Origin of the sequence: Lactococcus formosensis, assembly GCF_037892375.1 — a bacterium.
In the GTDB taxonomy this organism is placed as follows: Bacteria; Bacillota; Bacilli; order Lactobacillales; family Streptococcaceae; genus Lactococcus; species Lactococcus formosensis.
Map to the genome: position 1 here is coordinate 225,732 of NZ_CP141721.1, position 13,547 is coordinate 239,278.

Annotated in this window: 13 protein-coding genes; 2 read left to right on the forward strand and 11 right to left on the reverse strand. The window is 38.7% G+C overall.

Annotated features, from left to right (window positions below; genetic code table 11):
• Positions 1-94 precede the first annotated feature (94 nt).
• The gene (locus VNN39_RS01125; protein WP_017368921.1) at positions 95-475 is read left to right on the forward strand and encodes a DUF956 family protein; all 381 of its coding nucleotides are present in this window, start codon (positions 95-97) and stop codon (positions 473-475) included.
• 88 nt (positions 476-563) lie between these two features.
• On the opposite strand, the gene VNN39_RS01130 is transcribed toward VNN39_RS01125, so the two are convergent.
• Positions 564-1,223 (reverse strand): YitT family protein, encoded by a 660-nt coding sequence (locus VNN39_RS01130; RefSeq protein ID WP_338997712.1) that lies wholly within the window; start codon positions 1,221-1,223, stop codon positions 564-566.
• A 341-nt stretch (positions 1,224-1,564) separates the two neighbouring features.
• On the opposite strand from VNN39_RS01130, the gene serS reads away from it, so the two are divergent.
• Positions 1,565-2,836 (forward strand): serine--tRNA ligase, encoded by a 1,272-nt coding sequence (gene serS, locus VNN39_RS01135; protein WP_339007151.1) that lies wholly within the window; start codon positions 1,565-1,567, stop codon positions 2,834-2,836.
• A gap of 33 nt (positions 2,837-2,869) precedes the next feature.
• Here the strand turns inward: serS and phoU are convergent, their stop codons facing one another.
• The 10 genes from phoU to VNN39_RS01185 form a co-directional block, all read right to left on the reverse strand.
• Positions 2,870-3,523 (reverse strand): phosphate signaling complex protein PhoU, encoded by a 654-nt coding sequence (gene phoU, locus VNN39_RS01140; RefSeq protein WP_338997714.1) that lies wholly within the window; start codon positions 3,521-3,523, stop codon positions 2,870-2,872.
• Between the two features lie 55 nt (positions 3,524-3,578).
• Positions 3,579-4,340 (reverse strand): phosphate ABC transporter ATP-binding protein PstB, encoded by a 762-nt coding sequence (pstB, locus tag VNN39_RS01145; protein WP_004258923.1) that lies wholly within the window; start codon positions 4,338-4,340, stop codon positions 3,579-3,581.
• 13 nt (positions 4,341-4,353) lie between these two features.
• Complete coding sequence (gene pstB / locus VNN39_RS01150) at positions 4,354-5,157, reverse strand: phosphate ABC transporter ATP-binding protein PstB (RefSeq protein WP_014024392.1); 804 nt, start codon at positions 5,155-5,157, stop codon at positions 4,354-4,356.
• A gap of 18 nt (positions 5,158-5,175) precedes the next feature.
• Positions 5,176-6,063 carry a phosphate ABC transporter permease PstA gene (pstA, locus tag VNN39_RS01155; RefSeq protein ID WP_017368917.1) on the reverse strand — a complete coding sequence of 296 codons (888 nt, stop codon included), beginning with the start codon at positions 6,061-6,063 and terminating at the stop codon, positions 5,176-5,178.
• A complete protein-coding gene (pstC, locus tag VNN39_RS01160; RefSeq protein ID WP_339007153.1) occupies positions 6,063-6,986 on the reverse strand; it encodes a phosphate ABC transporter permease subunit PstC in 924 nt (307 codons plus the stop codon). The genes pstA and pstC overlap by 1 nt, the downstream gene beginning before the upstream one ends.
• A 14-nt stretch (positions 6,987-7,000) precedes the next feature.
• Complete coding sequence (locus VNN39_RS01165) at positions 7,001-7,852, reverse strand: phosphate ABC transporter substrate-binding protein (protein WP_017368915.1); 852 nt, start codon at positions 7,850-7,852, stop codon at positions 7,001-7,003.
• Between the two features lie 229 nt (positions 7,853-8,081).
• Positions 8,082-8,975, reverse strand: coding sequence for a PstS family phosphate ABC transporter substrate-binding protein (locus VNN39_RS01170; protein WP_017368914.1), 894 nt, complete (start codon positions 8,973-8,975; stop codon positions 8,082-8,084).
• A 182-nt stretch (positions 8,976-9,157) separates the two neighbouring features.
• The gene (gene smpB, locus VNN39_RS01175; protein WP_338997715.1) at positions 9,158-9,625 is read right to left on the reverse strand and encodes an SsrA-binding protein SmpB; all 468 of its coding nucleotides are present in this window, start codon (positions 9,623-9,625) and stop codon (positions 9,158-9,160) included.
• Positions 9,626-9,751: 126 nt separating this feature from the next.
• Positions 9,752-12,370 (reverse strand): alanine--tRNA ligase, encoded by a 2,619-nt coding sequence (gene alaS / locus VNN39_RS01180; RefSeq protein ID WP_338997716.1) that lies wholly within the window; start codon positions 12,368-12,370, stop codon positions 9,752-9,754.
• Positions 12,371-12,618: 248 nt separating this feature from the next.
• The gene (locus VNN39_RS01185) at positions 12,619-13,527 is read right to left on the reverse strand and encodes a peptidyl-prolyl cis-trans isomerase (protein ID WP_339007155.1); all 909 of its coding nucleotides are present in this window, start codon (positions 13,525-13,527) and stop codon (positions 12,619-12,621) included.
• Positions 13,528-13,547 lie beyond the last annotated feature (20 nt).

Consider the following 13,547-nt stretch of genomic DNA (forward strand, 5'->3'; position numbering starts at 1 on the left):
AACAAGAACAAAATCGTCGTGTACTCGCGGCGATTTTTTATTAAGATTATTTTTGATATAATAAAGATACTATAATATCGTTAGGAGCACTAAATTGGCACAATCACTGAATACTAAAGTCGACTTTACCACTGCTGGTATTGCTTATCTTGGCTTTGCTGAATATGGTAAAATTATGATTGGAGACCGAGCTTTCGAGTTTTTCAATGATACAAATGTTGAAAAGAATATGCAATTTCCGTGGGCCTCTATTAAACGTGTGGAAGGTGATGTTTCTGTTTCAAAAAATGGAAAAGTAAAAATTGGTCGTCAGTTTATCATTGTCTTTCGCAATGAGCAGAAAGTTCGTTTTGCTTCCAAGGAGTCTGGTACTGTCTTAAAATACATCCGACAATATATTGGAAATGAAAAAGTTGTGCGTCAGAAAGGCTTCTTTGATAAATTCTTTAGCCTCTTCCGTCGTAAAAAGAAATAAAAAGTCTCAAATGAGGCTTTTTATTTTTTAACAAAAAAAGCATACTGCACATGCACCATGATTTTCTTAATTAAGTATCTGTTTCGTTTCATTCACGTCCAAAGAGATTAAAATATAGGCGATCTAAGATATTTTCACGGTAATCCTTTCGACCAATGAAACGTGTGACTTTACTAAAAATGTAGCATGACAATAGAGTAACAGCAAAGTTTGGAAAGGCCAGATAGGTCGCTAAGGATAACCCCATAACCACAATATCAATTCCAAACAAGACACGGTCAATCGTAAATTGCCAACGGTCTTCCATAATTCGACTCAAGAGGATTGAACCACCGAAAGTCCCGTTAGAAACTACAACCAGCCCTGCTCCTATTCCTGATAAAATACCATCAGAAATACCAGCGAAAATAATTTGGTTAAATTGAAACCCATTAATCCCCATCGCCTCATAGGCCAGCATCCATAAGCTCATCGCAGCTGCACCAGGAACACTCAGCAAAAGCTCCCTTCGGCTCAAAAGCTTCCAGCCAAAGAGAAATAAGGGAATATTCACTACAAAGAAAGTCAGTGCTGGATTAATCCCGAAAACAAAATCAACAAATACTGAAAAACCTGCAATTCCGTTACTTGCCAAGTAATTAGGAATAACAAAAAGTCTTACCGATAAAATATAGAAACCCACTCCTACAATAAGAACAATTAAATCTTTTATAAACTGTTTATCTATCTTTACTCCAATGATTGACATAGGTCCCCCTTTATTCTATAATACCATTTAGAATTTCAAAGGACTAATGATTTATGAGGCGCTTGCAAAGTTTTAAATTTTCTGATAGAATGACATTAGAAGTCAGTTTTAAGACTATCTTTTTGGAGAGAGCTTGTGGGTGGTGAAAACAAGTAAAGATTCTTTAAACATTCTGCTTCTTGCTTGATTTTATCCTATGAAAATAGGAACGTGTTTCTCGCGATAAGGGAACTAAAGTCCTATCCCTATGATAGGAAATTTAGGTGGAACCGTGCTTATAGCGCCCTAATTCTTCTTTAAGGAGAGTTAGGGCTTTTTATTTTATATTAAAAGGAGATTTTATGCTTGATATCAAAAAAATCCGTGCAGACTTTGACGGAGTAGCCGCAAAATTGGAAACACGTGGTGTTAAAAAAGAAACACTGCAAGAACTCCACGAACTCGATGTACGCCGTCGTGAACTGATCGTACAATCTGAGAACTTGAAAAAAGAACGTAATGCCGTATCTGATGAAATCGCGTTGATTAAACGTGAAAAAGGTGATGCCTCTGAAAAAATCACTGCCATGAAACAAGTTTCTGCTGATATTAAAGTCATTGATGCTGAACTTGCTGATATCGAAGAAAAGTTAACAACATACACAACAACGCTCCCTAACTTGCCACATGATGATGTACCTATAGGTGCTGATGAAGATGATAATGTGGAAATTCGTCGTCATGGTCAAACGCCTGAATTCAGTTTTGAACCTAAACCTCATTGGGACTTAGGAGAGTCTCTTGGTATCCTTGATTGGGAACGTGGTGGTAAAGTGACTGGCTCACGTTTCCTCTTCTATAAAGGCGCTGGTGCGCGTTTAGAGCGCGCCCTGTATAACTTTATGTTGGACGAACATGCTAAAGAAGGCTATACCGAAATGATTACGCCTTATATGGTCAATCAAGACTCTATGTTCGGTACAGGTCAATATCCAAAATTCAAAGAAGATACTTTTGAAGTAAATGATGATCGTGGTTTTGTGCTCATTCCTACTGCTGAAGTACCTTTAACCAACTATTACCGTGGTAAAATCTTGGATGATGCTGAACTCCCAATCTACTTCACAGCAATGTCTCCTTCATTCCGTTCTGAAGCGGGTTCAGCTGGCCGTGATACACGTGGCTTGATTCGTTTGCATCAATTCCATAAAGTTGAAATGGTCAAATTTGCTCGCCCTGAGGAATCTTATGATGAGCTAGAAAAAATGGTTGTCAACGCAGAAAACATTTTGCAAAAACTAGGTTTAGCTTATCGTGTAATTGCTCTTTCTACAGGCGATATGGGCTTCTCTGCCGCTAAAACTTATGACTTGGAAGTTTGGATCCCTGCCCAAAATACTTACCGTGAAATTTCAAGCTGTTCAAACTGTGAAGATTTCCAAGCGCGCCGTGCCCAAATCCGCTATCGTGATGAAGAAGGCAAAGTTAACTTGCTTCATACTTTAAATGGTTCTGGACTTGCTGTTGGTCGTACAGTTGCTGCAATCCTTGAAAACTATCAAAACGAAGACGGCTCAGTAACTGTCCCTGAAATTCTTCGTCCATACATGGGTGGTTTAGAAGTTATTAAATAAAACAAAAAAACTTGCAAATGCAAGTTTTTTATTTTACAACTCAACGATATTCCCAGATTTCAAGTAAACGATCCATTCACAAAGATTGACCGCATAGCCAGTGATACGTTCTAAGAAAACAAGAGTCATCAAGTAATCTTTACCTGTCGTGATTGTTTCTGTATTTTCTTTCATTGCTTCCAAGATTTTTTCTTCGATTTCACCGCTCATATTTTTAACCGTTTGGTATTGATCTGCGATTTCACGCGCACGTTTATCATTGCCTTGAATATAAGCATTCAATGAAGCATCAACGACTGATTTCACTTTTTCACCTAACAGGGAAATGTCTTCTTCGACTTCATGGATACGCTCTTCACCTTTAAGGTTAATTGCTGCTTTGGCAATTGAAGTCACGTGATCGCCCATACGTTCCAAGTCACTTGAGGCTTTAAGCACTGTGATAATCGTACGTAAATCCCCTGAAACTGGTTGTTGCAAGGCAATCATTTCCAATGATTTTGTTTCTAATTTTGTTTCCAATTGGTTAATCATCTCATCGCTTGTAATGACATCTTCTGCCAACTCACGATCATGACTCACAAAGGCACGAACTGCTTTATTCAATTGTGCAGAGACTTGTGTTCCCATTGAATAAAATTGGTTGTGAAGTTTATTGAGTTCTTCTTCGAATTGTGTACGTAACATTTTTTCTCCTCTTAACTAAGCTCAGAGCAATAAGTGCTCCTTACATCATACCATATTATCCAAACTTACCAGCAATATAATCTTCTGTTTCCTGTTTTTCAGGATTAAGGAAGATTTTTTTCGTATTATCCATTTCAACTAGGTCACCATTGAGCATGAAAGCAGTACGATCAGAGATACGTGAAGCCTGTTGCATACTGTGTGTAACAATAGCTAAAGTATAATCTTCTTTGAGTTCTAAAAGTGTTTCTTCCACGTGCCCTGCCGAAATCGGATCTAGAGCTGACGTTGGTTCATCAAGCAAGATGATTTTAGGATTGACTGCAAGTACACGTGCAATACATACACGTTGTTGTTGTCCACCAGATAAACCAAGTGCTGAAGTATGAAGAATGTCTTTTACCTCATCCCAAATATTTGCGGCCTTAAGTGAATTTTCAACGACTTCATCAAGCAAAGCTTTGTCTTTTACACCTTTGAGGCGCAAACCATAGACAACATTTTCATAAATCGAAAATGGGAAAGGATTAGGTTGTTGAAAAACCATACCGATTTCTTTACGAAGATCTACGGTATCCACTTTTGGACTGTAGATGTTATGTCCTTTGTACATAATTGCGCCCGTAATTGTTACTGTTGGAATTAAATCGTTCATGCGGTTAATCGAACGCAAAAGCGTTGATTTTCCACATCCAGAAGGGCCAATAAGTGCTGTAATCTCATTAGGATAGAATTCCATGTTGATTTGATTGAGCGCTTTTTTCTTACTGTAATACAGCGAAAGGTCGCTGACTGTTAAAATTGCTTCTTTTGTCATATTGTCCTCTCGATTATCCAAAGTGTCCTGAAACATAATCTTCTGTCGCTTTAAGATTTGGCTGCGTGAAGATTTTGCTTGTCTCATCGTATTCAATCAAGTCGCCTGAATAGAAGAATGCCGTATAGTCAGAAACACGACTGGCTTGTTGCATGTTGTGCGTAACGATAATAATCGTATAGTCTTTCTTAAGTTCGGTCATTGTTTCTTCAATTTGCATTGTAGAAATAGGATCCAAAGCTGAGGCTGGTTCATCCATCAAGATGATTTCTGGTTTAACTGACAGTGCACGTGCGATACATAAACGCTGTGCTTGACCACCGGAAAGTGCCAAAGCTGACTTGTTCAAATTATCCTTAACTTGCTCCCATAAAGCTGCTTGCTTGAGCGATGTTTCCACAATTTCATCTAATTTTTTCTTGTCTTTTATTCCTTCACGACGGTGGATAAAAGCGATATTTTCATAGATTGATTTTGGGAAAGGATTTGGTCTTTGGAAAACCATACCGATTTGTTTACGAACTTCGTAAACATTAACTTTAGGATCGCTAATATTGACACCTTCGTACATGATTTCACCTGTTACTCGTGCGCCATCAATCGTATCATTCATACGGTTAAGCGCGCGGAGATAAGTTGATTTACCAGAACCTGAAGGGCCGATTAAAGCTGTTACTTGATTTTTAGGAAATTGCATAGAGACACCATGAATTGCTTCTTTTGTGCCGTTATAGAAAACCCGCAAATCGTTTGTTGAAAGAGCGATATTTTTGTCGAAAGTCAAAATGTGACGTTCGTTCCAATCATAAGTTGCCATATTTTTCTATATTCCTTACTAATTTCCAGATGTGAGTTTCTTGTGGAGGCGATTTCCGAGGAAACGTGCCCCAAGATTGAACAGCAATACAAAGATAATCAGTACTGCAGAAGCTCCTGCAGAAATCTGAGTTGCCGTTGCGATCGTTCCTTCAGTATTCAAAGCCCAAATATGTACGGCCAATGTTTCAGCAGGACGGAAGAGTGACAATGGGCTTGTCAATGACATAGGATTCCAGTTAGCCCAGTTGATTGGCAAGTTGGTTTGACCCGCAGTATAGATCAAGGCCGCAGCTTCACCGAACACACGTCCTGAAGATAAGATAACCCCTGTTAAAATCCCCGGTACTGCTGCTGGTAAAATGACTTTAGTGGCTGTTTCCCATTTTGATAAACCAAGAGCTAAGCCACCTTCACGTTGCATTGTTGGAATGGCACGGAGTGATTCTTCAACATTACGTGTCATTAAAGGAAGATTGAAGACTGTAAGAGCAAGGGCACCTGATAAGACAGAGAAACCAAGCCCAAACTGAATAACGAAGAGCAACATACCGAAGAGACCCACAACGATTGAAGGGAGAGATGATAAAACCTCAATCGCTGAGCGAACTGCACCAGTCAACCAATGTTTTTGATTGGCATATTCTGAAAGGTAAATTCCTGCCCCCAATGAGAGTGGAATCGAAATAATTAAAGTCACAACTAACAAGTAAACTGAGTTAAAAAGTTGAATAGCAATACCACCACCAGTCAATGGATTTGACGGTGTTGTTAAGAATTCCCAAGATACAAAAGGTAAACCTTTAATTAAAATATAAATCAAGAGAAAAGCGAGTATCGCCACAATGATGCCTGAGAGTGCATAGAGCACGCCAGTAGCAATTTTATCTGTGCGTTTAGCATTCATTATTTAAGGCTCCCTTTCTTAGCGATAGCACGCATCGCGATGTTAAATACTAATGACATAAGGAGAAGGAGGAGTCCAAGTGACCAAAGCGCATTCAATTGAATACCTGGTGTAGCATTTGGAATACCTGATGTCAAAATTGACGTTAAAGTTGAAGCTGGTAAAACCAGATCCTTTGGCATTGTCACAGCATTACCAACAACCATTTGGATAGCTAATGCTTCACCGAAGGCACGCGCCATACCAAAGATTACCGCTGTCAAGATACCAGGTGCTGCCGCACGGAGTAAGACACGCCAAATAGTTTGCCAGCGTGTGGCTCCTAAACCAAGTGAAGCTTCACGATAATGCGGTGGAATTGCTTTAAGCGCATCGACAGTCATTGAAGTAACAGTTGGTAAAATCATAACAAAGAGTACAAACACACCGGCAAGCAAGCCAAGACCTGTTCCACCAAATGTATTACGTATAATAGGTACAACAACAGTCAAACCGATAAATCCATAAACAACTGAAGGGATACCTACCAAAAGTTCAATAACTGGTTGTAAAATTTTCGAACCGTATTTTGGTGAAATTTCTGTCATATAAATTCCAGCACCGATGGCAAAAGGTGTCGCAACTAAAGCTGAAAGCACAGTAACGATTAAAGACCCAGCAAACATTGGTAAAGCACCAACTGCAGGTTTTCCATCAGGTCCAATCGCGCCTGGTTCCCAATGTGTTCCAAAGAGGAAGCGGAACGGATTCACACCATCAACGAAGAAAGTGGAAAGACCTTTTTGAGCGACAAAGACCAGAATAAGTCCAACGACAAAAACGATAATTGCGATACACAAGAACGTCAATGTTCTACCAAATTTTTCCAAGCGTGAATCTTTTGAACTTGAAAGTAATTTTTCTTTAATTTTTGAGTTTTCCATAACTACCTTACTAATTATTTAATTGGTGTAACTTTACCTTTATAATCACGATCAATTTTCATCTCCGTTACAGGGATGTAGCCGAGTTTTCTCAGTGTTACTTTGTCATTTTTAACATAGTTGATAAAGCGATTTTCTACAAAGTTCTTATTTTTATTATTGGTATACATATGTTCGTAAGACCAAATTTTCCACTTATTAGTTGTTACATTTGTATCTGTAGGTTCAACCCCATCTAAGTTCAGTGGTTTAATCCCTGGCTTGTGGATATAAGGGAACGAAACATAAGAAATTGCACCTGGTGTTTGACCAACCAATTGTACAACCGAACCAGAGGCATCTTGAGTAGGGCCGTCAATTTCCCGTGCTCCATTCAAGGCAAGGTTATCAAAATTGACACGTGTTCCTGAACCTGCCGTCCGTCCGATAACCGTAATTTCTTGATCTGGACCGCCAACTTCTTTCCAGTTTTTTACTTTTCCGGTGAAAATATCAATAAGTTGATCTTGAGTGACATTTGATAAATCCAAATTTCGATTCACGATTGGTGCAAAACCGACAACTGCAACCTTATTTCCTGTGATTTTAGAAGCATCAATTCCTGATTTTTCTTCCGCAAAGATATCTGAGTTACCAATTTGGAAAGAACCTGCGACCACTTGTGCAAGTCCAACACCTGAGCCTCCACCTTGAACCATAATAATATCTTCTGGATATTTCTTCATATAATCCAAGGAAACTTGTTCAACCAGTGGTTTCATTGCCGTTGAGCCACCTACTGTGACTTGATTTGAGTTGGGCGCACATGCCGCTAAAGTCACAAGACTCATTGCTGCAAATAAAGCCATTAAAATTTTCTTTTTCATATCCTTATTTTAGCATAAATCAACCATAAATAAGCAAAAGCTTACCGCTTACAATGTAAACAGTTTGTAAATGGAACGGCAAAGAGAGCACCTGAGACATGGCCCAAGTACTCTTGCTCTTTGCATCATCATTAAGAACAAGGATTCTCTAAAAGAATAAGTTTTTGTAAAGTAAAACTAAGGGTATGAAAAGAAAATTTTAACGTTTTACTCTGCTCACTCTCAATTCTTATTTATTTGTGATTTTTCCTTGAGCGTCACGTTCTACTTTCATATCAGAAACTGGAATATAGCCGAGTTCCTTGATTGTTTTTGTATCTTCAGTAACGTATTTGATGAAATCTGTTTCGGCTGCTGTTTCTTTTTCTTTATTGGTATACATGTGTTCGTATGACCAAACTTTGTAGCTATTGTCTGCAACATTTTCATCTGTAGGTTTTACATTATCAATGCTGACTGCTTTAATATCTTTACTCTTATCAAGGTAAGAAAAAGCAACGTAAGAGATTGCACCTGGTGTTTGAGAGACCATAGTTACCGCCGTACCTGAGGCATCTTGCGTTGGCCCCTCTACTTCTTTTTCGCCACCGAGAGCTAAATTATCAAAGTTCACACGTGTACCTGAACCTGCTGCACGCCCAATTACTGTGATTTTTTCATCCGGACCTCCTACTTCCTTCCAGTTCTTCACTTTCCCCGTGAAGACATCTTTAAGTTGTTGTGTTGAGAGATTATCAATGTTAATATCTTTATTTACAATTGGAGCAAAACCGACGACAGCTACTTTATGGTCGTTCAATTTAGAAGCATCAATTCCTGATTTTTCTTCTGCAAAGATGTCAGAATTACCGATTTGGAAGGTTCCTGTTGAGACCTGAGTCAAACCTACACCGGATCCACCACCTTGTACAGTAATTTGAACTTCTGGTTTTTTAGCTGTATACTCAGTTGAAGCTTGTTGTGCCATAGGTTGCAAGGCTGTTGAACCTCCAGCGATGATTTTACCTGAAGCTGGCGTTGAGCTCTCTGAGCTGCTATTAGACGATGAATTGCCATTTCCGCAAGCTGCAAGCGTCAACAGAGCTGCACCAGCGATAATTCCAGAAAGTAACTTTTTATTCATGAGATTTTCTCCAATATTTTTCTATGTTCTCCGTAAGCTCTTTTGCTTACATAACTATCTTAACACTGTTAGCAACCTATAATTGTAAATACTTAGTAAATACTAGGTAAACGCTTAGTAAACGGTTTTACTTTTTATTATTGCTATAAGAGAAAAAGCAAGAGACAGCTGTCTCTTGCTTTTTAGCGATTGTAGGCTTTGATTTGACGAGCAATATCACGATTTTGTTCTTTACGTTTGAGTGTTTCACGCTTGTCGTATTGTTTTTTCCCTCGTGCAAGTCCCATTAAAACCTTAACAAAACCATTCTTCAGATAAACTTTCAAAGGAATAAAAGTAATTCCTGTTCCTGTTAATTCTTTTTCAATCTTCATGATTTCTTTTTTCTTAAGTAAAAGTTTGCGCGTGCGAAGTTCATCCACATTAAAGATGTTTCCTTGCTCGAAAGGTGCAATATGAACATTGGAAAGCCAAACCTCACCATCCCGTACCCGAGCAAATCCATCCTTAAGCTGAATTTTTGCTTGACGGACCGATTTGATTTCTGTTCCTGTTAGAACAATCCCTGCCTCAAATGTTTCAAAAATTTCATAATCATGCCGGGCCTTTTTATTCTGGGCCAAGGGCTTATCTACTGTATTTTTTACCATACATACATTATATCACATAACTTTTTCTTACAAACTTCCTCAGTTCTTTTTGATAATATTTTATAAAAAAATCTTTAGACAGAAAATCACCAATCCATCCAAAGACTTTTTATTTAAGATAAATTCTTAAGAAAGTTTTGAGCCAACATTTTCGATAAGCTCTGGGATTCCAGCAGCTTTAGATCCACCAGCCATAGCCATATCTGGTTTACCACCACCTCGGCCATCAATATATGGTGCGAGCTCTTTAATCAAGTTTCCAGCTTTAACATCAGCTGTTTTACTTGCTACAAGAAGACTCACTTTTTCACCAATCTTAGCAACAAGGACAAGGACATCTGACAACTCTTTTTGTTTCCAGATATCTGCAAGATTACGTAGACCATTTACATCAGGTACTGCAACTTCACTGGCAATATAACTTGTACCTGCTGCTTTGAGAACATTTTTAAAGACTTCATCAGATTGACTTGCAGCTAATTTACCTGCTAGTGCGTCATTTTCTTTTTGAGCAGCTTTTAGTTCTTCTTGCATTGCTGTCACTTTCATCACAACTTGAGCAGCTTGAGGTGCTTTTACAACTGCAGCGACTTCATTGAGCGTATTTTCAGCATCTTTAAATGCTTCATAGGCTTTTTGACCTGTTACGGCAACAATACGGCGAACGCCTGATCCGATACCTTCTTCTTTGATAATCTTGAAGAGACCAATTTCACTTGTTGTCGCTGTGTGCGTTCCGCCACAAAGTTCGACAGAGTAATCACCAATTTTAACGACACGTACATTTTTACCATATTTTTCGCCAAAGAGAGCCATTGCACCCATTTCTTTAGCTGTATCAATATCAGTTTCTACCGTTTCAACAGCCAATGATTGCCAAATTACTTCGTTAACTTGACGTTCAATATCAGCCAGCTCTTCCTTGCTTACAGGAGCAAAGTGTGTAAAGTCAAAGCGAAGGAATTCTACCTCATTAAGTGATCCTGCTTGAAGTGCATGCTCACCTACAATGTTGTGCAATGCGGCATGGAGCAAGTGAGTCGCCGTGTGGTTTTTAACGATACCATGACGGCGTTCGGCATCAATTTCAAGTGTGTAAGTTTCACCAACTACAAGAGTAGAGAGAATGTCAACCATATGAAGGTTTTGACCATTTGGTGCATGTTGGACATCCTTAACTTCTGCAACAACTTTGCCTGCAGCATTTTTGATCACACCGTGGTCAGAAACTTGTCCACCCATTTCTGCGTAGAATGGTGTTTTATCGAAAATAAGTTGCGCTTCACCGCTTACGGTATCCACTTTTTTATCATCTTTAACGGCCACAAGAAGTTTGCCATCGTATTTTTCAACATCGTAGAGGAATTCAGATTCTTCTTTGATGGATTGGAGTGTCTCATTTTGTGCGCCCATTGAGCCACCTTTAACGACAGCAGCACGTGCACGATCTTGTTGTTCTTTCATCGCTGCTTTGAAACCTTCATGGTCAATCTTGAAGCCTGCATCTTCAGCTAATTCCTCAGTTAACTCTACTGGGAAACCATAAGTATCATAAAGACGGAAGATATCTTGACCTTCAAGCATTGTCTTGCCTTCTTCTTTGAGTTTACCAAGCAGTTCATCCAAGAGTTTGCTACCACCATCAATTGTACGGCCAAAAGCTTCTTCTTCACGATCGATAATTTGCATGATAAAGTCTTGCTTTTCAAGGACTTCTGGGTAGTATGACTCCATAATTTTACCTACAACGGGAACAAATTGAGCCAAGAATTTACCTTCAATACCTAATTTTTTACCGTGCATTACTGCGCGACGAAGAAGACGGCGGAGAACATAGCCGCGTCCTTCATTTCCTGGCAAAGCACCGTCACCGATAGCAAAGCTCAATGCACGAATGTGGTCCGCAATCACTTTAAAGCTCATGTTATTGCCATCTGGATCGTAAGTTTTACCAGAAATACGTTCAATTTCACGAATGATAGGGAGGAAAAGGTCGGTATCAAAGTTTGTTTTACCACCTTGGATAATACAAACCATACGTTCAAGTCCCATTCCCGTATCAATATTTTTCTGTGGCAACTCTTTGTATTCGCTACGTGGAACAGCTGGGTCAGCATTAAATTGCGACAGAACAATATTGTATATTTCGATGTAACGGTCGTTCTCGATATCTTCAGCCAAGAGTTTCAACCCAATATTTTCAGGATCGTAAGCTTCACCACGATCGAAGAAAATTTCTGTATCCGGTCCTGAAGGCCCTGCACCAATTTCCCAGAAGTTGTCTTCGATCGGTACTAAATGACTTGCATCAACACCGAGCTCCACCCAACGGTTAAATGTATCTTTATCATCAGGGTAGTAAGTAATGTAAAGTTTTTCTGCTGGAAAATCAAAATATTCACTACTTGTAAGCATCTCCCAAGCATAAGCGAGCGCTTCTTCACGGAAATAATCACCAATTGAGAAATTTCCAAGCATTTCAAACATTGTATGGTGACGCGCTGTTTTACCAACATTTTCGATATCGTTTGTACGGATTGATTTTTGGGCATTTGTAATACGTGGATTTTCAGGCACAACTGAACCGTCAAAATATTGTTTCAATGTCGCAACACCAGAGTTGATCCAGAGTAAAGTTGGGTCGTTCACTGGTACTAAAGATTGTGAAGGTTCAATAGAGTGTCCTTTTGATTTAAAGAAATCAAGGAACATTTGACGTACTTCTGTTGAAGTCATTTTTTTCATAGCTATTCTCCTAATAAAATAATTTTCATTTACTTTTTTTGTGAATAATCACACAATATAAAAACAAAAAAATCATCGTAAACGAGGGGCGTCACTCACGCGGTACCACCCTCATTCACGATGAATTCATCGTCTCTCTTTTGCTTGATAAAGCAGATTCCCTGCTGTTAGAAAACCTTAAGGTCTTCAGCACGTTGACTTATCGACTTTCACCCCACGTCGACTCTCTGTAAAGTCATTTTTTTCATTTATTTAGATGATGAACTTGATGTAAATTGCGAGAAGACTGAAGAAAATGCTTCTTCTTTTACAGTGACATTATGTGCTTTTAGGTATTTACCAATTACTCCAGCAACATAAGTCGTATCTGCCAATTTTTCGGCTTTGATTACATCTTTAAGTTTATCTTTGTATTTGTTCATATCTGAACCTTTATCTGAAGTTTTAATCATTTTCACAACATAGTAACTTGTTGCTCCTGTTGAGGCATCTGCAGATTCAATAACATCAGAAACTTCACCATTTTTTAACTTAAAGGCTGCAGTTTGTACTTCTTTTGGAATAGTAGTACTTGTTGAATCAAATTTTTGCTTGTTGCTTGCATTATCTTTCTCGAATTTAGCTGCATCAGCTTTAGCAGATTTTACCGCTTTTGTCGCGGCATCTTTAGTTGTTTCTGGAACAACAATTGCTTCAACTTCGGGATGGAAGTCTGCCCAAGCTGCTTTTAAGTTAGCATCTGTAAATTGTGTATCTGAGATTTTTTTCTCAATAGCATAATTTTGCAAGAGACCACCACGCAGATAAGTCTTATAGCTTGCTTCAGTAAAACCCTGTTGTTGCAATGCCGATGCAAATTGTTTACCCATTTGTTTTTTTGTTTCATCAAACTTTGCTTGAACATCTTTATCTGTAACCTTATCACCAAAGTCTTTTTCAAACATTTTTGACATTGTCAAATTTTGCAAAAGAGATGTAGCAGGCATATTTGGAAAAGATTTAGCTTCGTTATAGAAGTCGCTCACATTGATTGTGTCACCCTTCATAGTGATGATATTAGCCCCAGTTGAGTTATTATTTCCACAAGCGGAAAGTGTGACAAGCCCTAAAGCTGCAACTGCTGTTGCGACTAAGATGTTCAATTTTTTAAATTTCAAAGTTTTCTCCTTGTTGGGTG

Coding starts and splice junctions, on each gene's coding strand:
- VNN39_RS01130 (WP_338997712.1), bottom strand. CDS start 1,223: ATGTCAATCATTGGAGTAAAGATAGATAAACAGTTTATAAAAGATTTA.
- serS (WP_339007151.1), top strand. CDS start 1,565: ATGCTTGATATCAAAAAAATCCGTGCAGACTTTGACGGAGTAGCCGCA.
- phoU (WP_338997714.1), bottom strand. CDS start 3,523: ATGTTACGTACACAATTCGAAGAAGAACTCAATAAACTTCACAACCAA.
- pstB (WP_004258923.1), bottom strand. CDS start 4,340: ATGACAAAAGAAGCAATTTTAACAGTCAGCGACCTTTCGCTGTATTAC.
- pstB (WP_014024392.1), bottom strand. CDS start 5,157: ATGGCAACTTATGATTGGAACGAACGTCACATTTTGACTTTCGACAAA.
- pstA (WP_017368917.1), bottom strand. CDS start 6,063: ATGAATGCTAAACGCACAGATAAAATTGCTACTGGCGTGCTCTATGCA.
- pstC (WP_339007153.1), bottom strand. CDS start 6,986: ATGGAAAACTCAAAAATTAAAGAAAAATTACTTTCAAGTTCAAAAGAT.
- VNN39_RS01165 (WP_017368915.1), bottom strand. CDS start 7,852: ATGAAAAAGAAAATTTTAATGGCTTTATTTGCAGCAATGAGTCTTGTG.
- VNN39_RS01170 (WP_017368914.1), bottom strand. CDS start 8,975: ATGAATAAAAAGTTACTTTCTGGAATTATCGCTGGTGCAGCTCTGTTG.
- smpB (WP_338997715.1), bottom strand. CDS start 9,625: ATGGTAAAAAATACAGTAGATAAGCCCTTGGCCCAGAATAAAAAGGCC.
- alaS (WP_338997716.1), bottom strand. CDS start 12,370: ATGAAAAAAATGACTTCAACAGAAGTACGTCAAATGTTCCTTGATTTC.